The organism is Streptomyces sp. NPDC048257 (genome assembly GCF_043201855.1).
GTDB lineage: Bacteria > Actinomycetota > Actinomycetes > Streptomycetales > Streptomycetaceae > Streptomyces.
In genome coordinates this window covers 573,432-598,094 of record NZ_JBICZI010000001.1, presented here as the reverse complement: position 1 = coordinate 598,094, position 24,663 = coordinate 573,432, and the positions used below count along the sequence as shown (strand labels likewise).

Sequence of the window (24,663 nt, the reverse complement as noted above, 5' to 3'; positions counted from 1 at the left end):
GTCAGGCATTGCTCAAAGCGCTTGTGTCGCTGGGGATCTCGCTGCCGATGTCGGCGTGGCCGCCCGGCTGAGCGTCGCTGCTGCGCGCGGCCTCGATCGCCCAGTACACCGCCTCCGGTGTCGCGGGGGCGCCGAGTTCCACGCTGACCCCGGCGGGCCCGAACGCCGCGGCGGCCTGCCGCAGCGCCTCGCGCACGCAGAACGCCAGCATCAGCGGAGGCTCACCCACGGCCTTGGAGCCGAACACCGCGCCTTCCTCGTGGGCCTTCTCCATGAGCGTGACGTGGAACTCCGCGGGCATCTCCGAGAAGCTCGGCAGCTTGTACGTGCTCGCGGCCTGGGTCAGCAACCGGCCGCGGTTCGGCCCGTCCGTCGTGTCCCAGCGCATGTCCTCCAGCGTCAGCCAGCCCGCGCCCTGCACGAAGCCCCCCTCGACCTGACCGATGTCGATCATAGGGGACAGGCTGTCGCCGACGTCGTGCACGATGTCCACCCGCCGGATGCGGTACGCGCCGGTGAAGCCGTCCACCTCCACCTCGGCCGCGGCGGCGCCGTAGGAGAAGTACTTGAAGGGCGAGCCCCTGAACGTCTTCGCGTCCCAGTGCAGACCCTCGGTCCGGTAGTAACCGGACGCCGACAGCTGGACGCGCTGGAAGTACGCGGTGCGTACCAGGTCGTCCCAGGCCAGCTCCTTGTCGCTGCCCAGGGTGCGCGCGACGCCCTCGACGATGCGCACGTCCGACGCGTTCGAGCCCAGCTGGCTGGCGGCCACCTGCAGCAGCCGCGCACGCAACTGCTCGCAGGCGTTCTTCACCGCGCCACCGTTGAGGTCCGCCCCGGAACTGGCGGCGGTGGCGGAGGTGTTGGGCACCTTGTCGGTTCGCGTGGGAGCCAGCCGTACCTTGTGCAGCGGGATGCCCAGCGTGGTCGCGGCCACCTGCAGCATCTTGGTGTGCAGGCCCTGGCCCATCTCGGTGCCGCCGTGGTTGATCAGGACGGAGCCGTCCTTGTAGATCAGCACCAGGGCGCCGGCCTGGTTGAAGGCGGTGAGGTTGAACGAGATGCCGAACTTGATGCCGGTGATCGCGAGTGCCCGCTTGGTGTTCGGGTGCGCGGCGTTGAAGGCGGCGATCTCGCGCTTGCGGTCGGCGATGCCGCCGTTGGTCTCGACCTGCTGCCAGACGGCGGAGATGCGTTCCGCCTGCGGGACCGGCTGGCCGTACGGCGTCGCCTGACCGAGACCCGGCTGGTAGAAGTTCCGCTTCCGCAGCTCGATCGCGTCCAGGCCGAGCAGCGGCGCGCACCGGCCCAGGATGTCCTCCATCACCAGCATGCCCTGCGGGCCGCCGAAGCCGCGGAAGGCGGTGTTGGAGACCTTGTTGGTCTTGGCGATGCGACCGGCGACGCGCGCGTTGGGAATCCAGTACGTGTTGTCGATGTGACACAGCGCGCGGGCCACCACCGGCTCGGACAGGTCCAGGCTCCAGCCGCCGTCCCCGGTCAGGGTGGCGTCCAGGGCCTGGATCCGGCCGTCGGCGTCGAAGCCGATCTTCCATTCGGCGTGGAAGCCGTGCCGCTTGCCGGACATGGTCAGGTCCTGGGTGCGGTTGAGCCGCACGCGGACCGGCCGGCCGGTGAGCTTGGCGCCGAGCGCGGCGATGGCCGCGAACCCGTGCGGCTGCATCTCCTTGCCGCCGAAGCCGCCGCCCATCCGCAGGCACTGCACGGTCACCTCGTGGCTGTGCAGACCGAGGACGTGCGCGACGATCTCCTGGGTCTCCGAGGGGTGCTGGGTGCTGCTCTGGATGAAGACCTGCTCGCCCTCGTCGATGTAGGCCAGCGCGGCGTGCGTCTCCAGGTAGAAGTGCTCCTGGTCGGAGAACTGGAACTCGCCGGTGAACACGTGCGCGGAGTCGGCGAAGCCGGCGTCGATGTCGCCGGTCACCATCAGGGGCCGCGCGCCGTGGAAGCTCTCGGCCGCGATCGCTTCCTTCAGCGTGATCAGGGAGGGCAGTTCGTCGAGTTCCACCTCGACGGCCGCCGCACCGAGCCGGGCCGCCTCCAGGGTCTCGCCGAGCACCCAGGCGACCGCGTGGCCGTAGAACATGACCTCGTCGGGGAACAGCGGTTCGTCGTGCTTCATGCCGGCGTCGTTGACGCCGGGCACGTCGGCAACGGTCAGCACGCGGACCACACCGGGCACCGCGAGCGCGGGCTCGGTACGCAGCGCGGTGATCCTGCCGCGGGCCTTCATGACCTGGACCGGGTAGGCGTGCAGCGTGTCCTTGGTGCGGTACACCAGGTCGTCGGTGTAGAGCGCGCTACCGGTGACGTGCAGGACCGCACTCTCGTGCGGCATGGAGACGCCGACTACGGGCTTCTCAGGACGCTCGGACAAATGGCTCATGACGACACCGCCTCGGGGGTTTGCGCGTGCAGCTTCAGCAGGCTCTGGCCGAGCATCGCGGAACGGTAGATGGCGCTGGCGCGGTGATCGCTCATCGGCGTGCCTTCGCCCCGCAGCACCCGGGCCGCGGCCTCGACGGTCTCCGCCGTCCAGGCCTTGCCCTCCAGGGCCGCCTCGGTGGCGAGGGCGCGGATCGGGGTGGCGGCCACGCCGCCGAGACCGATGCGTGCCTTGCGGACGATCCCGCCGTCGATGTCGAGCGCGAAAGCGATCGCCACGCTGGAGATGTCGTCGAAGCGACGCTTGGCGATCTTGTGGAAGGCCGTGAGCGGCGACAGCGGCAGCGGGATGCGTACCGCGCGGATCAGCTCGCCGGGACGGCGGACGCTCTGCCGGTAGCCCGTGAAGTAGTCGGCGAGCGGGACCTCGCGCTCACCGTCGGCATCGGCGAGCACCAGCGACGCCTCCAGCGCGAGCAGCACCGGCGGGCTGTCACCGATGGGGGAGCCGGTACCCAGGTTGCCGCCGAGGGTCGCACTGTTGCGGATCAGCCGCGACGCGAACTGCGGGAACAGCTCCGCCAGCAGCGGGACGCTGCCGTCGAGGCGGCGTTCGATCTCGGTGAGCGTCTGCGCCGCACCGATCTCGACGTGGTCGGCTTCGACGCGCAGCGCACGCAGCTCGGGCAGTCGGTCGACGGCGACGACGCAATCGGCGCGGCGGGACCGGATGTTCACCTCCACGCCCCAGTCGGTGCTGCCGGCGACCACCACCGCGTCGGGCCGCTCGCGCAGCAGCTGCAGCGCTTCGGTCAGGGTGCCGGGCCGCAGGAACGTGCTGCCGTCCTGGGTGTATTCGGTGGCGGCCGGCTCCGGCGGGGACTGCTCACGACGCTGCGCGAGCGGGTCGTCCTCGCCGGGGCTGCCGACGGCGAACGCCGCATCGCGAATCGGGCGGTAGCCGGTGCACCGGCACAGGTTTCCGCTCAGCGAGTGCAGGTCGAAGCCGTTCGGGCCGTGCTCGTGGTCGGTGCTGTCGGCCGCTTCCGCTTCCGGTTCCGCGTGCGCGCAGCGGTCGGGCCGGTAGTACTCGGAGGCCATGCTGCAGATGAACCCGGGGGTGCAGTAACCGCACTGGGAACCGCCGCGGACCGCCATCTCCTCCTGCACCGGGTGCAGTGCGGGCGGCGTGCCGGGCTTGCCGGGGGTGGCGAGGCCTTCGGAGGTGATGACCTCCTGCCCGTCGAGTGCCGCGGCCGGCACCAGACAGGCGTTGACCGCCACCCAGTCGGTGGGCTTGTTCACTCCGGGACGGGCCACCAGGACCGAACAGGCGCCGCATTCACCCTCGGCGCAGCCCTCCTTGGTGCCGGTGAGGCCACGCTCGCGCAGGAAATCCAGCACGGTGGTGTGGGGCGCATCCGGAGCGAGCGGTGTTTCTTTCCCGTTGACCGTGATCCGCGCCGCTACCATGGCACATCCTCATTTCGGTGCACGGTCGACCTGATTAGGCTAGTAGCCATTTTTGATGGGCTTTCTACTTCGATGGCGCAGCTGAAGAACAGCAGAGCGCGCACCGGCACGCAACTGACGTGCCGCAGGCGGTGTGAGAAATCGAAAAATGCCGGGGCCACAGACGGGCACACCGGAAGAGGGCTGTTCAGCAGCCGTGTGCTACAAGACCCGGAGCCCAGGCGATCTGATGGGCGAGGCGGTTCAGTTCGGAGATGGTCGACATCCGACTTCGCCTCCTTTCATCAGCTCACGGCTCGGTCCGTTCGAAGTTACGTTGCCGCAGGTCCATCGGTCAAGCGGTCGTACGGAGGTCAGTTGAACGTGCCGGATGCGGGATGCCGGCGGGGACCGAGGCGGGGGCGGCGCCGGGGCTGCCGTCGACCCCGTCAAGGAAATCTTGACAAAGAGGGGAGCGTCAAGAGAACCTTGACGCATGTCGATCTTGAAGCCGGAGAGTTCCTCCGAGGACGCCCCTCACCCCACCACGTCCGCCACCACGGCGGCCCTGCTCCCCCTCGCGGCGACCGTGCCCGCGCTGACGGCCGTGTTCCACGACCGCTTCGGGGTTGCCGCCTCGGTCGCCCTGGTCGTCGTGTCCCTCGCCCTCGTCGCCGCCGCCGGCGCTCTGGTCGCCCGGGCCGCGGCGCAGGCCGGTGCCGCCCGCGCCCGCCGCGACACCGAGGTGCTCGACGCGCTGGAACCCCTCGCCGGCGCGCGGCGATGAGCGACGAGGCCCTGCTCGGCCCACTGGAGGCCGCCCGGATCCGTGAGGGAATCGCCGCAGCCGTCATCGGCGCCCCCGACGGCCTGGCCGCGGCGCTCGAACGCGACGCGGACGGCTACCTGCGTCTGGTGGACGCGTCGCGGGTCGGAGCCGAGGAAGCGAGCAGGCTGCTGCGCGAGGCCGTACAGGGTGCCAGGGCCGCCGGACACAGCTGGGAAACGGTGGGCCGCGTCCTGGGAGTGAGCCGGCAGGCCGCCCAGCAGCGGTTCGCCGGGACCCCCGCCCCCGGCACACCGACCGGTGGGGAGCCGGGCTCCCCGGAGCGCCGCATCCTCAGCCCGGTGACCGCGTTCAACGAGATGGCCGCCCTGGAGGAGGCCGGACGCGACGGGTGGCACCTGGTCGGCTACGGACCCCTCTTCCTCGAGGTGGAGACCTCCGAGCACCCGTGGGAGCACTGCCGTGTGACGCTCTCCTCCGGTGGCCGCCACCGTCGCATGGAGGCGGAGGGCTGGATCCCCGTCGGCGCGGGCTGGTTCCCCTGGCGCTACTACAAGCGGGCGCTCGGCCCCGTCGGGAAACGCTGAGCCACAACGCTGCGCGCCCTGCGTCCACCCCTGTGCTTCCGCGAACCGGAGCCTTCGCGCCGGCGCCCGATACGGGGTCAGCCGATGCCCAGGAGAACCGGACCGCCCGCCCGGTCGACCCGGTGCGTCCACCCAGGCGGCAGCCGCAGCGACCGCGACGGTGACACCCGTCCCGGCACCCGTCGCCGCCACAGCAGCTGGCCGTCCTGAGCGACCGTCACCACCGGGCCGGTCAGCGGCTCCGCCGACCGCAGCAGCAACGGCCTCCCTGCGGCATCCGTCAGACGGTTCGGCGCCACCCACACCAGCGGGGCCCGCACGGCCAGCGCGGGACCGGGCTGCGGCCACGGCGCACCCGACAGGTGGGCCAGGACCGCAACCGCGGCGGCGGCGCCCTCCGCGGCCGCGGTGGCGGCCCGTTCGACGCCGTGCAGGGCGTTGCCGACTGCGAAGACCCCGGGCGTCGACGTACGGAAGGACGCGTCCACCGACGGACCTCGTGTCCCCGGGTCCAGGGCGATGCCGCCGCGGCGCGCCAGCTCGTGGTCGGGGATCCAGTCGCCGGTGAAGACCACCGTGTCACAGGCGAGCGTCCCCGAGCGGCCGTCCTCGTGCTGCACGGCCACGCCCGACAGACGGCCGCGGCCGCGCAGTTCGCCCACCCTCGTGGCCGTGAGCAGCGGGACTCCCGGGACGGCGGGGCCGCGGGAGAGCTCCGTGACCACGGCCACCACCTCCGCACCGGCCCGGCGCAACGTGCGTACCGCGTGGCGGGCCACCGGATCGGCGCCCACCACCACGGCCCGCCGGCCGATGTCCTGGCCGTACAGGTGGACCGACTGCTGCAGCTCCCCGGTGGTCAGCACGCCCGCCGGCCGGGAGCCCGGCACCAGCCGGGCGCTGCGCGGGCGCTCCCGGGCGCCCGTGGCAAGGACGACGGCCCGGGCCGTGATCCGTTCCAGGCCCGCCGGGCTCGTGGTCTCCAGGGACAGCGGACCCGCCCAGCCGGTGGCGGTGACACCGGTACGGAGCGTGGCCCCGGCCGTCACCGCCGCCTGTACGGCCCGCCGCGCGTACGCAGGTCCCGCGAGCCACGGGCGTACGGTCCCCCCGAACCCACCGTGGTGACAGTGGCGCGGCACCCCGCCCGCGTCCTGCTCGCGCTCCAGCACCTCGACGTGCCCCGCACCCGCGGCCGCCAGGCGGGCGGCCAGGGCCAGCCCGGCCGGGCCGGCGCCGACGACCAGGACCTCGACCGTGCGGTCGCGGTTCACCGGCGGGCCTCCTCGAACAGCGCGCGGACGGCGGCTCCGCAGTGGAACCCCTGGCAGCGGCCGCCCCGGGCGCGGGTGCGCCGCCGCAGGCCGTCCAGCGAACCGGGCGGGACCGTACCGCCCAGCGCGTCGCGGATCTCGCCGCGGGTCACGCGCTCGCAGTGACAGACGATCCGGCCGTACTCCGGGTCCCGCGCGATCAACTCCGCGTCGCGGTACGGCCGGGGGAACGCCTCGCCCAGGTTCGGCATTCGCACCGGCTCCGGATCCCGTGCTCCCGCCACCGGCAGACCGCCGTCGGCGAGCAGTTCCACCACGTGGGCGGCGATCGCCATCGAGGCCGTGAGCCCCGTCGAACGGATCCCGCCCACCGTGACGTACCGCTGCGCGGGGTGGGCCCGGATCGCGTAGTCGTCGTCACCGGTGGCGGCCCGCAGGCCGGCGTACACCGCGGTGACCTCCTCCTCCAGGAGGGCCGGCAGGATCCGCCGGCCCTTCTCCCGCAGCAGCGCGAGCCCCTCGGCGGTCGATCCGGTGTCCGTCTTGTCGTCCAGGTCCTCGGCGGTCGGCCCGAGCATCACGTTCCCGTACACCGTCGGGGACACCAGCACCCCCTTCCCGAGGGCGCCCGGTACCGGGAGCAGGATGTGCCGTACGAGGCTCCGGGCGAGCTCGTCGAAGACGATCAGCTGGCCGCGCCGGGGCGTCACGGCGAAGTCCGCGTGGCCCAGCAGCCGGTCGATCTCGTCGGCGTACAGCCCCGCCGCATTGACCAGGTGCCGGGTGCGCAGCGGGCCCCGGTTCGTGGCCAGGGTGTGCACATCGCCCGGCCTGACCGCTCGCACCCGGCAGTTGAGGTGGAGCTCGACACCGGCGCGCACCGCCTGCGTCGCATACGCGAGCGTGGTCGTCCAGGGGCAGATGACGGACTCGCCCGGCACGTCGAGCGCCCCCAGCACCCCGGGCCCGAGCTCCGGCTCGCGGGCCCGCACCTCCTCGGCCGGGATGATCCGGGCCGAGCGGTAGCCGTTGCGTACGGCCTTCTCCGCGAGCCCCGGCAGCGCGGCCAGCTGCTCCTCGTCCCAGGCGACGAGGAGCGCTCCGAGCGGCTCCACCGGGATGCCGGTCTCTGCGGCGTACGCGGAGAGCAACCGGTGTCCTTCCCGGACGAGCCGGGACTCCAGGGAGCCGGGCACCGCGTCGAATCCGGTGTGCAGGATGGCGGTGTTGGCCTTCGAGGTGCCGTCACCGACGTCGTCGGACGCGTCGACGAGGGCGACCCGCAGGGGGAGCCGGGCCAGTTCGCGGGCGATCGCCGAGCCCACCACGCCGGCGCCGACGACCGTCACGTCGTATTCCCCGCCGGGCAGGGCGCCGCCGGTGGTGACGGTGACGCCGGTCCTGCCGGTCGCGCCGCTCATGCCGGTCGTGCCGCTCACGCCGGTCCGTCGCCGAGCAGGGCCGTCACCGCCGTGCGGAACCGTGCGCGGCGCTCGGCCGCCTCCGCCGCGCCGGCCCGCGGCTCGTAGACGGCGGACGGCTTCCAGTCGGGGACGGCCTCGGCGACGGTGAGCGAGGGGTCGAGTCCGAGCCGGGCGACGGCCCCGACGCCGAGGGCCGTGACGTCCGGCAGCGCCGACACCTCGACGGGGATCCCGAGGAGGTCGGCCTGGGCCTGCATGAGCAGGGCGGAGCGGGTCAGCCCGCCGTCGACGCGCAGGGTGGAGAGCGGAGCGCCCAGGTCGGCGGCGGCCGCGTCCGCGAGCTCCGCCACCTGGGCGGCGACCCCGTCGCACAGGGCGCGCACCAGATGCCCGGCGGTGGTGTCGAGGCCCAGACCGGTGACCGAGCCCCGCAGGTCACCCCGCCACCACGGAGCGGCGAGCCCGGCGAGCGCGGGGACGAAGGTGACGCCGCCGGCGTCCGGGACGCTCCCGCCCACGGTGTCGATGTCCGCGGCGCCGGAGATCACCCCGAGATCGGTGAGCCAGCGCACGGCGGAGGCGGCCGTGTACACCTGCCCGTCCAGGCAGTAGCTGGTCCGGCCGGCGAGCCGCCAGGCCACACAGCCGACCAGGCCGGACGTGCTCCGCAGGGGCCGCGGGCCGGTCTGCGCGAGCAGGAACGCGCCCGTGCCGTAGGTGCACTTGGCCGTGCCGGGCTCGGTGACGCTCTGGGCGAGCAGGGCCGCCTGCTGGTCGACGAGCAGCCCCGTCAGCGGCAGTGCGGGCCCGAACGCGGTGGTGGTGCCGACGTGGGTGTCCGCGTCGACGACCTCCGGCAGTCGCTCACCGGTGAGGCCGAAGGCGTCGAGCGCCGCGTCCGACCAGCGAGTGGTGTCGAGGTCGAGCAGCTGGGTGCGGCCGGCGGTCGCCGCGTCGGTGACGAAGGCGCCGGTGAGGCGGTGCACGAGCCAGACGTCGCTGGTCGTCACGACGCCGTGCCGGGTCAGGTGGCGGCGTATCCAGGCCATCTTGGGGGCGGCAAAGTACGGGTCGAGCGGCAGACCGGTCGCCTCCCGCAAGGACGGCGCGTGCGCAGCCAGTTCGCCGCAGAGCTGTTCGGCGCGCCGGTCCTGCCAGACGATCGCGTCGGTCAGCGGCTCGCCGGTCGCCGGGTCCCAGGCGAGCACGGTCTCGCCCTGGTTGGCGAGGCCCACCGCCACCACGGGCTCACCGGCCGCCGCCAGCGCGGCGCGTCCGGCGGCGACGACCGAGTCGAGCAGCTCGCCGGGGGAGACCTCGACCCTCCCGCCCGGCAGGTACCGGGGCCGTACGGGGGCGGATCCGGAGCCGATGACCCCGCGTACCGGACAGACGACCAGCGCCTTGGTCCCCGAGGTGCCTTGGTCGACAGCGAGCACCGGGCCCGTCATCACCACTCCGTCCCTGGTGTCGCCGTGATCGAACGTCGATCGAAAGCCTTCACCAGCGAAGGTCGCTCGTCAAGATCCGCCCGCGGCGGCCCGGCACACCACTGACGCATAATCACAACTCTGTTCTGGCTTGATACTTGCGGTCGAACAAGAACCCGGGTGCATATGCTCGTCATCGCTCTATAGTGATCGCCGATCAACGGGCAGCGACATCGGCCGTGGGTCAACGGCGGGGGTTCGCCGAACAGTTCACGCATGGTTCACGCATCCCTGGCACCGGCACGGCTGCAGCCGACTGCCGGATGGACCCACCTTCCATGCGATCCGAGGACTGATGATCACGACCACCGCAGAACGCGCCCGCCCGGGCCGCCACAGCCCGGACAGCCGTCACCCGGACCGCCGTCGCCCGGACCGCCCTCGCCCGGACCGCCGTCGCCCGGACCGCCCTCGCCCGGACCGCAGCCGCCCGTCGACCGGGACGAGGTGATGGCGGGCAGCGATTTCCGGCCCGTCTACCACCCGGCCGGCCAGGACCACGAGCTGCGCTCCGCCGCCCAGGACCTGCGCACCGGCCGCTGGGTGTCCATGGCGCGCTTACTCGAGCGCACCGACGGCTGGGGGCTGTGGACCCAGCGCACCCAGGTCCTCGCCGCCATCGCCGCCGGATCCGACGTGGTCCAGGCCTGGCGGGCCGAGGAACCGCACAGCGTCGCCGCCCTCGTGATGCACACGCGCGTCACCGTCGAACGGGCCGTCCGCGCCCACCGCGCAGGACACCCCCGCACCGGCGAGCTGTGGCAGGAAGCCTGGGACACCTGCCGGGAGGCCGCCGGGGTCAGTCCCGCCGACCCCGTGCCCTGGGTCTGCCTGCTCGCCCTCGCCCTCCTCGACGAGCACCGCCAGATGGCCGAGCACCGGATCGCACCACCCGGCCCGATGCTGCCCCCCGGCCCCTGGGGCATCCTCGCGGAGGCCGACAAGCGCGACCCGCACAACCGCGAGGCCTACCACCGCATGCTCCAGTTCGTGTACGCGGGCGCGCCCGGACCGCTCTCCGAGGCCGCCAACTTCGTCCACTGGGCGGCCGGTTCCGCACCTCCGGGCTCCGCCCTGCACGTCCTGCCGCTCTACGTACGGGTCGAACGCTACCGACGCGAACGCGGCCAGGAGAAGGCGCTCGACCTGCACTGGGTGGCAGAGGACGCCGTCCGCGACGCGCTGCGCGCCCTGGACACCTGGTTCCACCACGCGGACCTGCCGCGCGCCTCCCCGCTCGACCTGAACCAGCTCGCCCATGCCCTGTGGGGAGCACTCCAGTTCGACGAAGCGGCCCGGGTCTTCGACCGGATCGGCCCGTACTGGACCACCCTCCCGTGGGCCCACCGGACCCGCGATCCGGCCGACCGCGCCCTGGCCGAGGAGGTGTTCCTGCAAGCCAGGTCACGCAGCCTGGCCGGCCGGAACTGACCCCCGCCTCCGTTCCCCGCGGCACCGGCGCCCGCTCCATCCGCACCCCCAGGCACCACCGTTCGCAGGCCCCACCGTCCCCGTGCTCCACACACCCCCGGAGGTACCGCCGTGTCCCGAACCGAATGGGCAGCCCGCCCGGACCGCAAGGCCCCACCCCAGCAGGACGAGGAACAACGCCTGCGGGAACTCGGCTACCAGCCCGTCCTCGCCCGCCGGATGGGCGGCTTCGGCAACTTCGCCATCAGCTTCTCCGTCATATCCGTCCTCTCCGGCTGCATGACCCTGTACGGCTTCGGCATGGGCTCCGGCGGCCCGGCCGTGATGCTGTGGGGCTGGGTCGGCGTAGGCCTCTTCGTCCTCTGCGTGGGTCTCGCCCTGGCCGAGGTGACCAGTGCCTACCCCACCTCCGGGGCGCTCTACTACATGGCCGACCGGCTCGGCGGACGCCGCTGGGGCTGGTACACGGGCTGGCTGAACCTGCTCGGCCTGCTCGGCGCCATCGCCGGAATCGACTACGGCGCCGCCCTGTTCACCGGCGCCTTCCTCAACCTCCGCTTCGGGTTCGTGCCCACCCCCGGCTCGACCTTCCTGATCTTCCTGTGCATCCTGCTGCTGCACGCCGCGCTCAACCTCTTCGGCGTCCGCCTCGTCAGCGTGCTCAACTCCATCAGCGTCTGGTGGCACCTGGGCGGTGTCGCCGTGATCGTCGGCGCCCTGGCCTTCGTCCCCGACCACCACCAGTCGGCCTCGTTCGTCTTCACCGAGTTCGTCAACGACACCGGCTGGGCCAACCCGTTCTACGTGGCGGCGGTCGGCCTGCTGCTCGCCCAGTACACCTTCTCCGGCTACGACGCCTCCGCGCACCTCTCGGAGGAGACCTCCAACGCCTCCGTCTCCGCCGCCAAGGGCATCGTCCGGGCCATCTGGGTCTCCTGGATCGCCGGCTTCGCCCTGCTCGCGGGCCTCACCTTCGCCATCCAGGACTACGCGGCCGTCCAGGGCAGCGCCACCGGCGTCCCGCCCGCCCAGATCTTCATCGACGCACTGGGCTCGGGCGGCGCCACCGCCCTGCTCCTCGTCGTCATCGTCGCGCAGCTCTTCTGCGGCAATGCCGAGGTCGCCGCCGCGAGCCGGATGGTCTTCGCCTTCAGCCGTGACAACGCCCTCCCCGGCTCCGCCCTGTGGCGCAAGGTCAGCAGCCGGACCCAGACGCCGGTCCCGGCCGTCTGGTTCGCCGTCGCCGTCGCGGGCGTACTGGCCCTCCCGTCGCTGTACTCCGCCACCGCCTACGGGGCCGTGACCGCCATCAACGTCATCGGCATCACGCCGGCCTACGCCATCCCGATCTACCTGCGCCTGCGCGCCGGCAACCGCTTCGAGCCCGCCCCTGGAGCCTGGGCCGCTGGAGCAAGCCGATCGGCTGGACCGCCGTGGTCTGGGTGGCGATCGTCACCGTCCTCTTCTGCCTGCCCCAGAAGTCCCCGGTCACCATCGACTCGATGAACTACGCGGTGATCGCCCTGGCGGTGGTCCTGGTCCTGGCCAGCGTCTGGTGGTACGTCGCCCGCCGCTCCTACGGCACCCCTTCGGCCTACGGCAACGCCCGCGAGCAGGCGGAGATCGCCGAGGACATCGTCTGACCCCGCCCGGTCGGCGTGGCGCCGCACCCCGACGCCACGCTCGACGGGCACACTGCCACCACGGAGGTTGAGGCACTGTGATGACGGTCCTGGTGGTCGGCGTTCCGGAGGGCGAGGAGCTGGAGCTGCTGCGATCGCGGATCCAGCGCAACCCCCACTTCCGGGTCATTTCCCATGCACACACGGTCGACGTCGCCCTCGCGCACGCCCGGATCCTGCTCCCCGACATCACGGTGCTCACCCTGTCCGGCGGCTTCGGCGACGACCCGGAGGCACTCGGCGTCTTCCAGGGGGTGCGGGCCCTGGACCCGCCGAGCGGTGTGGTGCTCCGCACGAGGGCCGGAGCGGCCCCCGGCGACCTCGGCTCCTTCACCGCCGACGGGGCCGTCCACCTCGTCCGCGCGGGTGACGAGGAGGGGCTGATGCGCGCCCTGCGCACGATCGGCCTGCGCCGCGCGAGCTGCGACCCGGACGAGATGCCCTGATCGCGGCCCTCGCCCCCCGCACCACCAGGAAAACGAAACCGGCCGTGGGACGCCAGGGGCCGGTTCACGTACGTCAGCCGAAGCGCAGCGGCAGCTCGTTGGGTCCCGTGATGCCGATCGCCGGGCGCCAGGTGACGGGGCCGGCGACGGACGGCGCGCCCAGCCGGCTCGCGAGCACCGGCAGCGCCTCCCTGATCTCCATGCGTGCGAGCGGGGCACCGAGGCAGTAGTGCAGCCCCCCGCCGAACTGCAGGACCGGGGTGCTCCGGGTGGCGGTGATGTCGAAAACGTCGCCGCCGGGGTAGGCCCGCGGATCGCGCTGTACGGCCTGTACGCCGACCAGGAGCATGGTGCCCGCGGGGATCAGCTCCCCGCGGAACTCGAAGTCCTCCGGGGCGTACCGGAAGAGGGCGTTGGTCGACGGGCGCCACCGCATGACCTCTTCCACCGCCCGGTCTGCCAGCTCGGGGTTCTCTCCGAGCAGCTTCCACTGGTCCGGGTACTCGGAGAAGGTGACCATGGCGTTGGCGAGCTGGAGCCGCGTGGTGTCATGGGCGGCGAAGATCATGGAGACGATGAGGTTCTGCAGTTCGTCACGGGACGCGGTGCCCTCCTTCTCCTGGAGCCCCACCAGTGCGGAGATGAGGTCCTCACCGGGCTCGGCCCGCTTGGCGGCCATCAGGTCGTCGACGTAGCCGTAGAGGCCGGTCACCGCAGCCTCGACGCGCGCGGGAATGTCCCCGCCGAGCGCCAGGGAGAAGACCAGGCCGATGTCGGAGGTCCAGGTGCGGAACGTGGCGAAGTCCTCCGGCGGAATCCCGAGGAGCTCGGTCATGACGACAAGCGGAAGCTGATCGGCGAATTCCTCGATGAAATCGATCTCGTCGGCGGAGGCGAGCTTCTCGGCCAGCCGCTGTGACGTCTCCCGCATCAGGGGGCGCAGGTTCTCCACCATGCGGGGAACGAAGGCCTTGTTCACCAGACCCCGCAGTCTGCGGTGGTCCTCGAAGTCACGACTGACGAGTCCATTGACGAACCAGTCGTAGATCGGGCCCTCTGAGACGCCGTTCTGCTCCATGAAGCGGACGCCGTTGTGGATCAGGCCGGAATCTCGTACCAGGTCCTTGGCCTCGGCATGACGCAGAACCAGTAGGCCGAGCGGGGTCTTCGCATACCAGTGTTTTTCCTGCGCCCGTGCTACTTCCGGAGTGGTGAACTGGAATGCGGGGTCGAGGACGTCAATGAATGCGACATCCTGGTTCTGATGCGTGAAATCTAATGGTGCCGACATGCCTAACCCTCCTGCACAGAAAGAGAATTGATTGCCAAGCGCTGGATGATTCGAACCGGCGGTTGGGGCTTAGTCAAGCGTGGCGTAATCATTTCTCAGGTTCTGGGATCGATGGGGTCGCGTGCGTGCTCGGGGCGTGACCGGTAGTGACCGACGCTCGGCCTCGCCAGTCCGCGCTCCTCGCCGCCCAGTTGGCCGCAGGCGGATGAAGCCGCCGGCGAGCGGGTGGGCGGACGGGCAAGGGGTCTCACGTGCAGGTCCACCGCGCACGCAGACAGATCCGCAGGCGCCGCAACACCAGCGGCAACTCCCGTCCCAACGGGCGGGGTTCGGGGCCCGGATCCGGTCCGGCTGGTGTATTGACCAGAGGTCACGGCCCGGGCCGGGACCGGCTGTTGTAGAAGTCTACGAAGAGTGGGTTTCAGCCAGACGACGTTTTCATGTCTTCCGTCCCTGTCTGACTTGACCCGGTTGGCTGTGTACTCCTCACACAAGTTGCAACGAAGCAGGGGTTCGTGCTCGCTGTGCCCGCACAGTGACCCCGTTCGACGGCGTTCGCGTCATGTCGGCTTGTCAGAGCTGATCGCGCTGCCCGAACGAAGGAGAGAGCCTTGACCGAGACGTTGTCCCGAGCGATCCGGACGTTATCCGCCTTCCCCGGAGGCCGGATCCCCGGCGTCCGCGTGGCAGGTACGTCGGGCGGTCCCCCGATCGACTGCCTCGGCGCCCGGAATCTCCACCCCTGCCCCTGGAGCACCGGCGACCACCTCCGCCGACATCGAACCAGCGTCATCACCCTCACAGGACAGCCTTCATAAGAACCCTCGTCACGCGAACGGACTGATCGAGAGCAATTCGCGTCGGCAGTGCCTGCCGCCCGATTGCCCGCCCAGCGGGAGCATGCGGCCCACCCGGCCCGAACCCTCGCGGCCCGAAGCGATTCGACCGGTCTCCGGCCGAGTATTCAGACAGAGGAGGCTCCTGATGGCCGAACCGACCTTTCCCGCACGCACCCCGCAGGACCTCGACGAGCGGATCGCCGGGGAATTCGGCGAAAGACCGCTCCGGCCGCACGGAAGGCTCGAGGCGAGCGGGGAGTACGCGTATTCCTCGGACCTCTGGGCGCAGAACTCGCCGTACGGTGTACGCGGTGCCGGCGAACCACCCACCATCTCCGCGACGCCGGCGGGCGTGAACGCCATCCGCGATCCCCACTAGTTGCCCCTGGTGCTGTCCCGTACGGGCAGCGCATTCGGGGGATTCCCCCACTGTCCCAGAAGGAGTTACCGTGACCGCGCACACCCAAGAAGCGACCATCCAGGACCTCGAGCGCACCTGGCTGGACGAGGCGATCAGACTGGCCACGAACAGCGTGGCGAACGGTGGCGGGCCGTTCGGCGCCCTGGTGGCCAAGGACGGCGAGATCGTCGCGATCGGCAACAACCAGGTCACCTCGACCCTGGATCCGACGGCGCACGCCGAGGTGAGCGCGATGCGTGCCGCCTGCAAGAAGCTGGACACCTTCTCGCTAGAGGGCTGTGTCCTGGTCACCTCGTGCGAGCCGTGTCCGATGTGTCTTTCCTCCGCCCTGTGGGCGCGGGTCGACCGGATCGTCTTCGCCGCGGACCGCGACGATGCGGCGGTCGCCGGGTTCGACGACCGCAAGTTCTACGACCTGTTCGAGAAGCAGCCCGCGTCGATGTGGCCGTTGGCGATCGAGCGGCTGGACCTGCCGAACCGCACCCGGCCGTTCGATGCATGGGTCGCCAAGACCGACCGCATCGACTACTGAAACGCGTGAACCGAACCGACCGCACCACTGTGACCGCCGGAACTTTCCGGCGCCGCAACACAAGGTGAACACCCACGAACAGGGGTGAACACTCCGCGAGCCGGGACCGGCTCTTGCAGAGGTCCGTGAAGGGCCGGTCTCACTCTTCGGCCGACTCCACCCGGTCGGCCGTGCACGTCCTTACGCACATTGCAACGAATCAAGGGCTTTCCCTCTCTGACCAGGAGTTCTCGTGGCGATCCAGCGCAAGCACACCATGCACCACTCGACGATCCTCGACGCCTCCCCGGACGCCGTCTGGGCCGAGGTCCGTGACCCCATGAAGGTGGTGAAGATCGTGTCCGGCCCTGCGGTGAAGGACGTGGGCTGGGCGGAAGGCGGCGCGCTCGACCGCGTCCCGGCGCGATACGACTTCACCCTGGTGTTCAACGACGGCCTCGTCCAGCAGGAGATCGCCGGCCGCAACGAGGTGGAGCGGTCCTCCACCTACAGAGCCGTCGCACCGACCATGGGCATCTACAGCTACGACGCCACCATCCGCGTCAGGCCGATAACCGACGACCCGGACCGCAGCTTCTTCGAGTGGTCCCGGGTGCTCGGCATCGCCGACGACGCCGACCCCGAAGTCGTGCAGGCGGTCATCACCATGATGGAGAACCAGACCAGCTCCGTACGGGACTACTTCGCGTCGCCGAAGAACCGGCCAGGGTCGCCCACGCCGTAGCCGGCGCCGAACCACCCGGTTCCGCGAGCCGGGTGGCCCCCGTCGTGACCTCGAAGCGCAACCGGCAGACGACGACGTCGGTGCCGCGGCGGTCACGCACTCCTGACGACCTGGCCGGGGGCCGCCCGGAGGCGGCGGCTCAGCGCGGTGTGGACGAGCCAGCCCGCTGCCGCGCCGGCCACGTACCAGAACAGGTCGGGTGCGTTGAAGGTGGAACCGAGGACGAGGCGGGCCACGGCGCTGTGCCGGGAGAGCTCGGCCGGCACGGCGCTGAGCTGGAGGAACTCGATGCCCCAACTGGCGGCCAGCGCGATCCCGGCCGCCCGCAGGGGCGTCATCCGGGGCGCGGCCAGAACGACGAGGGCCAGCAGCAGGACGGTGTAGAGCGCGTCTCCGCCGTACTTCCCCAGGCTCCCCGCCGCCACGGCCCGTAGGCCCAGCCCCGCGCCCACCGTCAGCGCCGCGGCCCCGGCTGCCACCAGCCGGGTCCGTACGGGGTCGGGGGCGGCGGCGCTGTCACGGGATCCGGGTACGAGCATCACGGGCTCATACTGCACGAGCGGCCCGGAGAAGGGCTTGCGCAGAGACGTGTCAGGCGACCAGCTCGAAGATGCTCCGGGCCGTCAGCCACAGGCCGGCGACCAGGGAGAGCGTGACGATCAGCTGCTCCTGGTGCCGCTCCAGCCAGCTCCGCAGGGCGTTCAGCCGGGCGTCCGCGGCCGCGGGCGCCCAGACCGCGTACATCTCCATGACGATGAGGCTGAGCGTGGCCAGCAGACAGTAGCCGGTCAGGGCGAGCCAGCCGGCGAGGGTGGAGAGGTTCGCGTCGACGGCGATCGCGGCGCCGGCGCCGACCAGTGCCCAGGGCTGCAGCAGCCATGCCAGGCCGGCCGCCGTGGCCGCGGAGGCGTCGTCGATCCGGGCGGTCCAGCGGGGCGGACCGTGCGGGCGGGGCGGTCGGCGGTACCGGTGTGCGCCGTACAGCACCAGTGCCACGCCGATGGCGAGTTTCGCGGCGACCGCGGCCGTCGAGGGCGCGCTGTGACGGGCCGGGGGCTGACCGCCGGTCAGCAGCAACACGCAGGCGATCACCGCGGTCAGGTTGGCCAGCCACGACAACAGGAACGCCAGGCCCTTGCGGACGCCGCGCCGTGAGGAGAGCAGCAGGATGAAGGCGCTGTTGTGCAAGGGCCCCAAGGTGACGGCCGTACCGATCACGACCAGGTCGAGGACCATCGGATCAGCCGCTCCTGGGTGTCAGGACCGTCTGCCACGTGTGGACGGGCGGGACCGGTCGGCATGGTCGGGCGGCGCTGCTGCGGTGCAGCATCTCGACTCTGCAGGCGGCGGCCCTGCCGGTCAAGCAGGCCACGCCCGCATCGTCTGTCGCGTCGATCCGGTCTTCGGAACTGCTGTCGGCGGCCGCGCGGCAGGTTCGCGCACGGCACGGTCGGCGACTGCCTGACCGACCGTCATCTCAGTGTCCTGGTCCGCTCGACCTCTCGGTTGCGGCGGGGGCGGAGTCCTCGGTGGCGTAGCGCCGCAGGAGTTCCCGCTCGGCGTCCCGGTGCGGGAACCTGAGGAAGACCAGCAGCGCACCCAGGGCGATCGCGGCCAGGCCGACGGTGTATGCCCAGTCGTCGCCGTGGAGGAACGACTGGCGTGCTGCCGCGGCGATCTGGTCGGCGTACTGGGGGTGCTGCCGGCCGACCTGCAGGGCGGAGGCGAACGACTTCGTCAGCTCGCTCTGGACCTGGTCGGACACGTCCTTGCTCTCGGGGGACGCGGCGATCGCTGCGCTGAAGGCCGAGGCGTAGCCGGCGGTGAGGAGCACGCCCATGACGGACTGCATGATGGCCCCGCCGAGGTCCCGTTGCAGGTCCGCGGTGCCCGAGGCCATGCCGGCCCGTCGCACGGGCACCGATCCGGTCAGCGAGTGGGATGCGGGCGTCCCGGCAAGGCCGGCGCCGATGCCGATGAACACGTAGGCGAGGCCGATCTGCCAGTAGCTGCTGTCCTCGCCCCAGAACAGCAGCATCCAGGCGAAGGCGAGGAAGAGGGACGCGTAACCGATCAGCAGGGTCGTGCGGGCGCCGCGTGTCTCGACCAGCTTCGCGGACTGTGGTGCCACGAGCACCATCATCACGACGAGGGGGAGGATGGCGGCGCCGGCTTCGACGGCGTTGTACCCGAGCACGTTCTGCAGGTACTGCTGGCTGATGAACGCCGACCCCATCATGGAGCCGAACACGATGATTCCTGCGCACGCGGCCACCCAGAACGTGCGCCGGCCGGCGACGTGGAGGTCGTACAGCGGGTTGGGAGCCCGGCGCTGGCGCCAGAAGAACGCCGCGCCGGCGGCGAGGGCGGTCACGGCGAGGCCGACGGCCAGCGCCCCCTCGTTGGGGACGACGGCGAAGTTGATCGCCAGCACCAGTCCCGCGACCAGGAGGACGGACAGGATGCCGCCGAGGTTGTCCACCGGTTCGGCGGACTCGTTGGCGTGCGCGGGGACGAACCGCAGGGCCATGACCAGCGCGACCACGGCGAGGGGCAGGGTGACCAGGAAGACCGAACCCCAGTAGAAGTATTCGAGCAGCGCGCCCGCGACCACCGGCCCGAGCATGGAGATGCCGCCGCCGAGGGCCGACCACAGCGCGATCGACTTCGTCCGCCCCGGCCCCGCCCACAGGGCGGTGATCAGCGCCAGGGTGGTCGGGTAGGCCATGCCGGCCGAGAGCCCGCCGAGGATCCGGGCCAGCACGAGGACGGTGTCGTTCGGCGCGTACGCGGCGAGCAGGCAGGCGGGGATGGACAGAGCGATGCCGAGGAGCAGCAGCAGCTTGCGCCCGTGGCGGTCGCCGATCGCCCCCAGATAGAGCACCGATGCGGCCAGGCCGAGGGAGTACCCGACGGCGACCAGGTTCAGCGCGGTCTGTGAGGAGTCGAAGGCCTTCCCGATCGCGGGCAGGGCCACGTTGGCCACCGACAGGTTCAGGTTGGCCACGGCGGCAACGGTGATCAGGGACGCCAGGACGAGCGGCGCGCGCGCCGGGGCCTCACGCGGAACGCCGATCTGAGGCGCGCCACTCTTCGACATGCAAACCTCCGGGACGAAGACGGGCTTCGCGAGAGTCTTGCCTGATCCGCCGTGCCGCACATCGCCCCATGGGAATGACACGCCGACTGTCACCGACGTGGTCCGCCCCCGCCGGTGCCCGCCGCGGTTTCCGGACCGCGGATCCGGGATCGGTACGGGGGGCGGCACCCCGTGACGGGACACGTCCCGGGAGCCCGGCGCTCCCGTCGTATGTGCTATCGGAACTGTCGAGAACTCCTGTCGATCGCGTTCCGGAACATGGTGTGACAGGGACGGTCGATCGTCCGATTTCCCAGTGTCGGCGGGCGATTTTCCGACACTCGGCAGCTGTCGGAGGCGGACCGCACCGGCGTTCCACTTGACCTGGTCCGGCGGCAATTGCGGAGTCAACTTCCGCTCCCACCAGCAGGGTTCGGCCAGGAGGGAGTCAGCCGGTTCATCGACCAGGCGTCACATCGTGAACAAGGGAAGACCCTTGTAGAAATCACCAAAGAGTGGGTTTCGGCCAGCGGGCCTTTTCATGTCTTCCGTCCCTGCCTGACTCCACCCGGTTGCCTGTGTACTCCTTCACACAAGTTGCAAACGAAGCAGGGGACTGTGCTCGCTGTGTCCGCACCGCCACCCCGTTCGACGGGTGTTCGCGTGATGCCGGAATCCCAGCCGGGGGCATCGATCCCCCTGACCTCGTACCGAATGAAGGAGAGAGCCTTGACCGAGACGTTATCCGGATCGATTCAGACGTTGTCCGGTCGGCTCATCGAGATTGCCTGGCCCGATCTGGGCATCACCGTTACCGCCGAGCTCGATGACCGCAACCCGGTGCTGGCCGATGCGCTCTGGGAATCCCTCCCCTATCAGAGCCTCCAGGGGCACGCGCTGGTCGCGGGGGCCCATCTTTACCACGCGGCGCCGATCCCCTCCCTGTTGCACCTGCACGCGTCGACCCGGATCCCGGACCGGCGTGAGGCACCCGACGGGACGGTGTTCTGTTCCGCATTGCAGCATCTCGGCATCAAGTACGGCACGTTGACCGAGCCGATGCCCGCATCCCCCGTCGGCCGCATCCGCGAGGAGGACCTGCCCGCCCTGCTCGAGGCCGGGCAGGCGATATGGGACGCGGTCTATTCGACGAAGAAGCCCCTTCTGGTCGAGGTCCGCAGGGCGGGCTCGCCGGGCGGCCACCACATCCCCCGCCTCTACGCCGCCCACCCCGACGCGGACCGTCTGATCCAGGACGTGCACGCCGAGACGGAACGCATCTGGCTCGAGGCACCGCCCGAACTGGCCGACCTGCACGAGGGCTGGATCCCCTCCGGGGCGGGAACCTTCGACACCGTCCTGCCCACCCTCCTCTTCGTCAACGGCGAGACCCGCCCCCTGGGCTACGCGAGCTACGGCGGCCTGATCCGCGCCGCGGTCGCCGACATGCCGATCGAGTCCCTCCACCAGATGACCCGCCTGCTCGTCGGCATCCCGGCGGAATTCCTCGGCTACTGCGGCCTGGAGAAGCTCTGGGCCTTCACCCAGCGCTTCCTGGCCTGTCTCGACCAGCTCGACCGCGAGGACTTCCTCGCCGTCGCCGGCCAAATGGCCCTCTACATCAACTGCCTCGGCGGCTGGAACCTCCACCTCTACCCCTGGAGCACCGGCGACCACCTCCGCCAGCAGAACACCACCACGGCGGGGCAGCCCCTATGAGCGCGCCGGGCGGACCGGGCGCCCTGCCCGAACGCACGGACGTCCTCGTCATCGGCGGGGGAGTGATCGGCACCTCGATCGCGTGTCATCTCGCCGAGTCCGGCGTCGGCACCGTCCTGCTGGAGCGCGGCACGCTCGGATCGGGATCGTCCGCGGCCACCGCGGGCGTGCTGCGTACGTACTTTCCCGGCAGCGCCCTGACCGGCAGCCTCGCCGTCCGCAGCCTGGAGGCGTACCACTCCTTCGCCGAACGGACCGGAACCCCCCTCGGCCTGCAGCGCGTCGGCTTCCTGGTGCTGTTCACCGAGGAGCGGCAGGTGGAGGACTTCCGGCGCGAGCACGCCGCCCAGCGCGCCGCGGGGGTCGACGTCGAGCTCGTGACCGCAGCCGAGGCGGCGCGGCTCAACCCGCTGCTGAACGAGCGGTCCATCCTGGCGGCAGCCTGGTCGCCCGAGGCCTACGCCTGCGACCCGGCCGCGATCGTACGCGGCTACGCCGCCGCGGCCCAGGACGCCGGCGCCGTCGTGCGCACCGGGACACCCGTCACCGGCATCGACCCCGACGGACGGGTCCACACCCCCGCCGGCAGCACCGTCGCCGAAACCATCGTCTGCGCGGCCGGTCCCTGGTCGGGCGCGGTGGCCGCCATGGCCGACGTCCACCTCCCCGTGAGCGCGGACCCGATCGAGCTGCTCCTCACCGATCCGCCCACCGGACAGCTCACCACGCTGCCGATGACCCTGCACGCCTCCACCGGCCTGCGGATCCGGGCCTGGCAGGACCGCATCCTGATCGGGATGGGCCGCCCGGGGCCGGACGAGTCCCGGCAGGGCTGGCTCGAACGGCTGGCACAGCAGCTCGGCACCACCTACCCGGCCGTCGACGGCATCCGCATCCATCGCGGGTGGAACGGCGCGCTCGAGGCCACCCCGGACGGGACCGCCCTCATCGGCCGCCACCCCACCCGTCCCTTCTTCTACGCGGCGGGATTCTCCGGCCAGGGACTGTGCCAGGCGCCCGCCGCCGGGGAGATCGTCCGCGATCTCCTGGCCGGCAAGCAGCCCTGGACCGACCCGGTCGGCCTCTCCGCCGAGCGCTTCCAGGTCGCCTAGTCACGTCCGCCTTCGCTCGAACCGCCCCGCACGGCCGGTGATGCGCTCCTGTCCGTCGCATCACCGGCCGTGCGGGCCGCAAGGCCGACGCCGCTGCTGCTGACGCTGCACAACAGAGAAGGAAATTCCCATGATTGTCCTAGGGTGTAATGGTTTCACGCGCGTCTCGGAAGTCTTCGCCGAGCACTTCGGCGCGGTCGGAACCGAGAAGCACTATCTCCTCGGCCATGACGCGGGCGCCGCGCTGCTGGTGGACGGCAAGCTCGTCGCCGCGGTGGAGGAGGAACGGCTCAACCGCGAGAAGAAGACCACCGACTTCCCGGTCAACTCGGTCAAGTGGTGCCTCGACCAAGCGGGACTGCAGTTCTCCGACATCGACCTCATCGCCATCCCCTGGAACTTCTCCTCCGAGGTCTTCGGCGAGATGCTGACGGACATCACGTCCGCGCCGATGGAGCCGTCGGCGAAGCTCGAACTCATCAGCAACATCGGCACGTTGTTCACCGAGGTCGTCAGTCACGAGGCGATCCTCGCCGACTTCGCCGAGCGGACCGGATTCACACCGGATCCGGACAAGGTGGTGTTCGTACCGCACCACCTCGCCCATGCGATGACCGGCTACTACATGGCCGGCATGAAGGACTCCGCGTTCCTCGTCAGTGACGGCCGGGCCGAGGTGTTCTCGTCGCTGACCGGTGAGATCCGCGACGGCCGGATCCGCGTCTTCGACGAGTCGGCCGTCGGCGCGCACTATTCCATCGGGCTCCTGTTCTCCGCGATCACGCGATTCCTGGGCTTCGTGCCCAACAATGACGAATACAAGGTCATGGGCCTGTCCGGCTTCGCCGAGCCGCCGGCGCCGAACCCGTTCCTCGAGCACATCGTCGAACTGCACGAGGACGGGCAGTACAGCTTCTGCAGGCCCCTGGACACCGGCGACCCGAGCAGCTTCGAGGCCCTTTTCGAGGAGCATTTCGGTCCTGTGCAGGACACCCTCGAGTACAAGGCCACGGTGGCCGCCGCGGCGCAGGAGATGCTCACCGTCGTCACGAGCCACCAGCTCCGCGCGCTGGAGTCCAAGACCGACCTGAAGCACCTGCTCTTCGAAGGTGGCGTGGCGCTGAACTGTCTCAACAACACCCCGCTGTTCGAGGGTTCGCGGTTCGAGGACATGCACGTGAGTTTCGGTGCCAGCGATACGGGCATCGTCATCGGCGCCGCCGTCCACGCCTGGGTCGGTCACCCGGACAGCGCCGGCAAGGAGAAGTCGCCTGCGCCGGTCACTCCGTACCTCGGACCGGAATACGACGACGCGGCGATCGAGCAGGCCCTGGGGGAGTTCGGCGGGCGGGTGGAATGGACCCGGCTGGATGACGACGAGGTCGTCGACCAGGTGGCGAAGCTGCTCACCGAGAAGGTCGTCATCGGCTGGTACGAGGGCCGGATCGAGCACGGGCCCCGGGCCCTGGGGCACCGCAGCATCCTTGCGAACCCGAAGTTCCCGGACATCAAGGACGTCATCAACACCCGGGTCAAGCACCGCGAACCGTTCCGCCCGTTCGCCCCGATCGTGCTGGAGTCCGACGCCCCGAAGATCTTCGAGATGGGCCGCAAGGCCCGTTCGCCGTACATGACGTTCGTGTTCCCCGTGCGACCCGAGTACCACGAGGTGATCCCGGGTGCGACCCATGTGGACGGAACCTCCCGGGTGCAGACGATCACCGATCGGGACACTCCGCGACTGGCGGCCCTGTTGCGGCGGTTCACCGCGCTGACGGACGTTCCCTGTCTGCTCAACACCTCGTTCAACGTGGCGGGCGAGCCGATCGTGTGCACCCCGGCCGACGCGCTGAACTGCTTCCTCGGCACGGAGATCGACTACCTCATGCTCGGCAACCACCTCGTCACGAAGGTAGCCGACCCGGCCGCATGACCTCCGTACCCGTCGCCGGGACGTCCTACGGGGA

19 protein-coding genes and 1 pseudogene are annotated in these 24,663 nt (G+C 70.9%); 11 read left to right on the top strand and 9 right to left on the bottom strand.

Going from position 1 to position 24,663, the window contains the following annotated elements; genetic code table 11:
• Position 1: 1 nt before the first annotated feature.
• Entirely contained in the window at positions 2-2,407 is a 2,406-nt protein-coding gene (gene xdhB / locus ACGFZK_RS02860; protein WP_393847026.1) for a xanthine dehydrogenase molybdopterin binding subunit, read from the bottom strand.
• Entirely contained in the window at positions 2,404-3,879 is a 1,476-nt protein-coding gene (locus ACGFZK_RS02855) for a xanthine dehydrogenase small subunit (RefSeq protein ID WP_393847025.1), read from the bottom strand. Before ACGFZK_RS02855 ends, xdhB begins: the two co-directional genes overlap by 4 nt.
• Positions 3,880-4,354: 475 nt before the next feature.
• Between ACGFZK_RS02855 and ACGFZK_RS02850 the strand changes: the two genes are divergently transcribed.
• Both ACGFZK_RS02850 and ACGFZK_RS02845 read left to right on the top strand, forming a co-directional pair.
• On the top strand, positions 4,355-4,645 hold the full coding sequence (locus ACGFZK_RS02850; RefSeq protein ID WP_393847024.1) for a hypothetical protein: 291 nt from the start codon (positions 4,355-4,357) through the stop codon (positions 4,643-4,645).
• Positions 4,642-5,232, top strand: coding sequence for a hypothetical protein (locus tag ACGFZK_RS02845; RefSeq protein ID WP_393847023.1), 591 nt, complete (start codon positions 4,642-4,644; stop codon positions 5,230-5,232). Before ACGFZK_RS02850 ends, ACGFZK_RS02845 begins: the two co-directional genes overlap by 4 nt.
• A 77-nt stretch (positions 5,233-5,309) precedes the next feature.
• On the opposite strand, the gene ACGFZK_RS02840 is transcribed toward ACGFZK_RS02845, so the two are convergent.
• Genes ACGFZK_RS02840 through ACGFZK_RS02830 form a run of 3 tightly spaced genes read right to left on the bottom strand, consistent with a single transcriptional unit; the run spans position 5,310 to position 9,381 of the window.
• Complete coding sequence (locus ACGFZK_RS02840; protein WP_393847022.1) at positions 5,310-6,506, bottom strand: NAD(P)/FAD-dependent oxidoreductase; 1,197 nt, start codon at positions 6,504-6,506, stop codon at positions 5,310-5,312.
• Positions 6,503-7,927: an FAD-dependent oxidoreductase gene (locus ACGFZK_RS02835; protein ID WP_393847264.1), complete on the bottom strand. Its 1,425-nt coding sequence runs from the start codon at positions 7,925-7,927 to the stop codon at positions 6,503-6,505. Before ACGFZK_RS02835 ends, ACGFZK_RS02840 begins: the two co-directional genes overlap by 4 nt.
• Positions 7,928-7,941: 14 nt before the next feature.
• Complete coding sequence (locus ACGFZK_RS02830; protein ID WP_393847021.1) at positions 7,942-9,381, bottom strand: FGGY family carbohydrate kinase; 1,440 nt, start codon at positions 9,379-9,381, stop codon at positions 7,942-7,944.
• Between the two features lie 489 nt (positions 9,382-9,870).
• Here ACGFZK_RS02830 and ACGFZK_RS02825 point away from each other — a divergent pair, with 489 nt between their 5' ends.
• The 3 genes and pseudogenes from ACGFZK_RS02825 (at position 9,871) to ACGFZK_RS02815 (ending at position 12,979) form a co-directional block, all read left to right on the top strand.
• Complete coding sequence (locus tag ACGFZK_RS02825) at positions 9,871-10,851, top strand: hypothetical protein (RefSeq protein ID WP_393847020.1); 981 nt, start codon at positions 9,871-9,873, stop codon at positions 10,849-10,851.
• A 219-nt stretch (positions 10,852-11,070) separates the two neighbouring features.
• Positions 11,071-12,494: pseudogene (locus ACGFZK_RS02820) on the top strand (amino acid permease).
• A gap of 80 nt (positions 12,495-12,574) precedes the next feature.
• Positions 12,575-12,979 (top strand): hypothetical protein, encoded by a 405-nt coding sequence (locus ACGFZK_RS02815; protein WP_393847019.1) that lies wholly within the window; start codon positions 12,575-12,577, stop codon positions 12,977-12,979.
• 73 nt (positions 12,980-13,052) lie between these two features.
• On the opposite strand, the gene ACGFZK_RS02810 is transcribed toward ACGFZK_RS02815, so the two are convergent.
• Positions 13,053-14,270: a cytochrome P450 gene (locus ACGFZK_RS02810; protein ID WP_393847018.1), complete on the bottom strand. Its 1,218-nt coding sequence runs from the start codon at positions 14,268-14,270 to the stop codon at positions 13,053-13,055.
• 984 nt (positions 14,271-15,254) lie between these two features.
• Here ACGFZK_RS02810 and ACGFZK_RS02805 point away from each other — a divergent pair.
• From ACGFZK_RS02805 to ACGFZK_RS02795, 3 genes are all read left to right on the top strand, one after another.
• A complete protein-coding gene (locus tag ACGFZK_RS02805; RefSeq protein WP_393847017.1) occupies positions 15,255-15,488 on the top strand; it encodes a hypothetical protein in 234 nt (77 codons plus the stop codon).
• Positions 15,489-15,558: 70 nt separating this feature from the next.
• Entirely contained in the window at positions 15,559-16,062 is a 504-nt protein-coding gene (locus ACGFZK_RS02800; protein WP_393847016.1) for a nucleoside deaminase, read from the top strand.
• Positions 16,063-16,294: 232 nt separating this feature from the next.
• Positions 16,295-16,786: an SRPBCC family protein gene (locus ACGFZK_RS02795; protein ID WP_393847015.1), complete on the top strand. Its 492-nt coding sequence runs from the start codon at positions 16,295-16,297 to the stop codon at positions 16,784-16,786.
• Positions 16,787-16,878: 92 nt separating this feature from the next.
• On the opposite strand, the gene ACGFZK_RS02790 is transcribed toward ACGFZK_RS02795, so the two are convergent.
• The 3 genes from ACGFZK_RS02790 to ACGFZK_RS02780 form a co-directional block, all read right to left on the bottom strand.
• Positions 16,879-17,325, bottom strand: a complete 447-nt coding sequence (locus ACGFZK_RS02790) for a DUF2809 domain-containing protein (protein ID WP_393847263.1) — start codon at positions 17,323-17,325, stop codon at positions 16,879-16,881.
• 52 nt (positions 17,326-17,377) lie between these two features.
• The gene (locus ACGFZK_RS02785; RefSeq protein ID WP_393847014.1) at positions 17,378-18,022 is read right to left on the bottom strand and encodes a GAP family protein; all 645 of its coding nucleotides are present in this window, start codon (positions 18,020-18,022) and stop codon (positions 17,378-17,380) included.
• Between the two features lie 241 nt (positions 18,023-18,263).
• Positions 18,264-19,886 (bottom strand): MFS transporter, encoded by a 1,623-nt coding sequence (locus ACGFZK_RS02780; protein WP_393847013.1) that lies wholly within the window; start codon positions 19,884-19,886, stop codon positions 18,264-18,266.
• Positions 19,887-20,594: 708 nt separating this feature from the next.
• Here ACGFZK_RS02780 and ACGFZK_RS02775 point away from each other — a divergent pair.
• The 3 genes from ACGFZK_RS02775 to ACGFZK_RS02765 all read left to right on the top strand — a co-directional run bounded on the left by ACGFZK_RS02775 (position 20,595) and on the right by ACGFZK_RS02765 (position 24,629).
• Positions 20,595-21,584 carry a hypothetical protein gene (locus ACGFZK_RS02775; protein WP_393847012.1) on the top strand — a complete coding sequence of 330 codons (990 nt, stop codon included), beginning with the start codon at positions 20,595-20,597 and terminating at the stop codon, positions 21,582-21,584.
• Entirely contained in the window at positions 21,581-22,696 is a 1,116-nt protein-coding gene (locus ACGFZK_RS02770) for an NAD(P)/FAD-dependent oxidoreductase (protein ID WP_393847011.1), read from the top strand. Before ACGFZK_RS02775 ends, ACGFZK_RS02770 begins: the two co-directional genes overlap by 4 nt.
• Positions 22,697-22,826: 130 nt before the next feature.
• A complete protein-coding gene (locus tag ACGFZK_RS02765; protein WP_393847010.1) occupies positions 22,827-24,629 on the top strand; it encodes a carbamoyltransferase in 1,803 nt (600 codons plus the stop codon).
• Positions 24,630-24,663: the final 34 nt, after the last annotated feature.

Bases quoted from the DNA above. Each gene is read 5' to 3' on its own strand.
- ACGFZK_RS02810 (WP_393847018.1), bottom strand. From the start codon at position 14,270: ATGTCGGCACCATTAGATTTCACGCATCAGAACCAGGATGTCGCATTC.
- ACGFZK_RS02780 (WP_393847013.1), bottom strand. From the start codon at position 19,886: ATGTCGAAGAGTGGCGCGCCTCAGATCGGCGTTCCGCGTGAGGCCCCG.
- xdhB (WP_393847026.1), bottom strand. From the start codon at position 2,407: ATGAGCCATTTGTCCGAGCGTCCTGAGAAGCCCGTAGTCGGCGTCTCC.
- ACGFZK_RS02855 (WP_393847025.1), bottom strand. From the start codon at position 3,879: ATGGTAGCGGCGCGGATCACGGTCAACGGGAAAGAAACACCGCTCGCT.
- ACGFZK_RS02785 (WP_393847014.1), bottom strand. From the start codon at position 18,022: ATGGTCCTCGACCTGGTCGTGATCGGTACGGCCGTCACCTTGGGGCCC.
- ACGFZK_RS02765 (WP_393847010.1), top strand. From the start codon at position 22,827: ATGATTGTCCTAGGGTGTAATGGTTTCACGCGCGTCTCGGAAGTCTTC.
- ACGFZK_RS02845 (WP_393847023.1), top strand. From the start codon at position 4,642: ATGAGCGACGAGGCCCTGCTCGGCCCACTGGAGGCCGCCCGGATCCGT.
- ACGFZK_RS02790 (WP_393847263.1), bottom strand. From the start codon at position 17,325: ATGCTCGTACCCGGATCCCGTGACAGCGCCGCCGCCCCCGACCCCGTA.
- ACGFZK_RS02835 (WP_393847264.1), bottom strand. From the start codon at position 7,927: ATGAGCGGCGCGACCGGCAGGACCGGCGTCACCGTCACCACCGGCGGC.
- ACGFZK_RS02830 (WP_393847021.1), bottom strand. From the start codon at position 9,381: ATGACGGGCCCGGTGCTCGCTGTCGACCAAGGCACCTCGGGGACCAAG.
- ACGFZK_RS02815 (WP_393847019.1), top strand. From the start codon at position 12,575: ATGACGGTCCTGGTGGTCGGCGTTCCGGAGGGCGAGGAGCTGGAGCTG.
- ACGFZK_RS02825 (WP_393847020.1), top strand. From the start codon at position 9,871: ATGGCGGGCAGCGATTTCCGGCCCGTCTACCACCCGGCCGGCCAGGAC.
- ACGFZK_RS02850 (WP_393847024.1), top strand. From the start codon at position 4,355: ATGTCGATCTTGAAGCCGGAGAGTTCCTCCGAGGACGCCCCTCACCCC.
- ACGFZK_RS02770 (WP_393847011.1), top strand. From the start codon at position 21,581: ATGAGCGCGCCGGGCGGACCGGGCGCCCTGCCCGAACGCACGGACGTC.
- ACGFZK_RS02805 (WP_393847017.1), top strand. From the start codon at position 15,255: ATGGCCGAACCGACCTTTCCCGCACGCACCCCGCAGGACCTCGACGAG.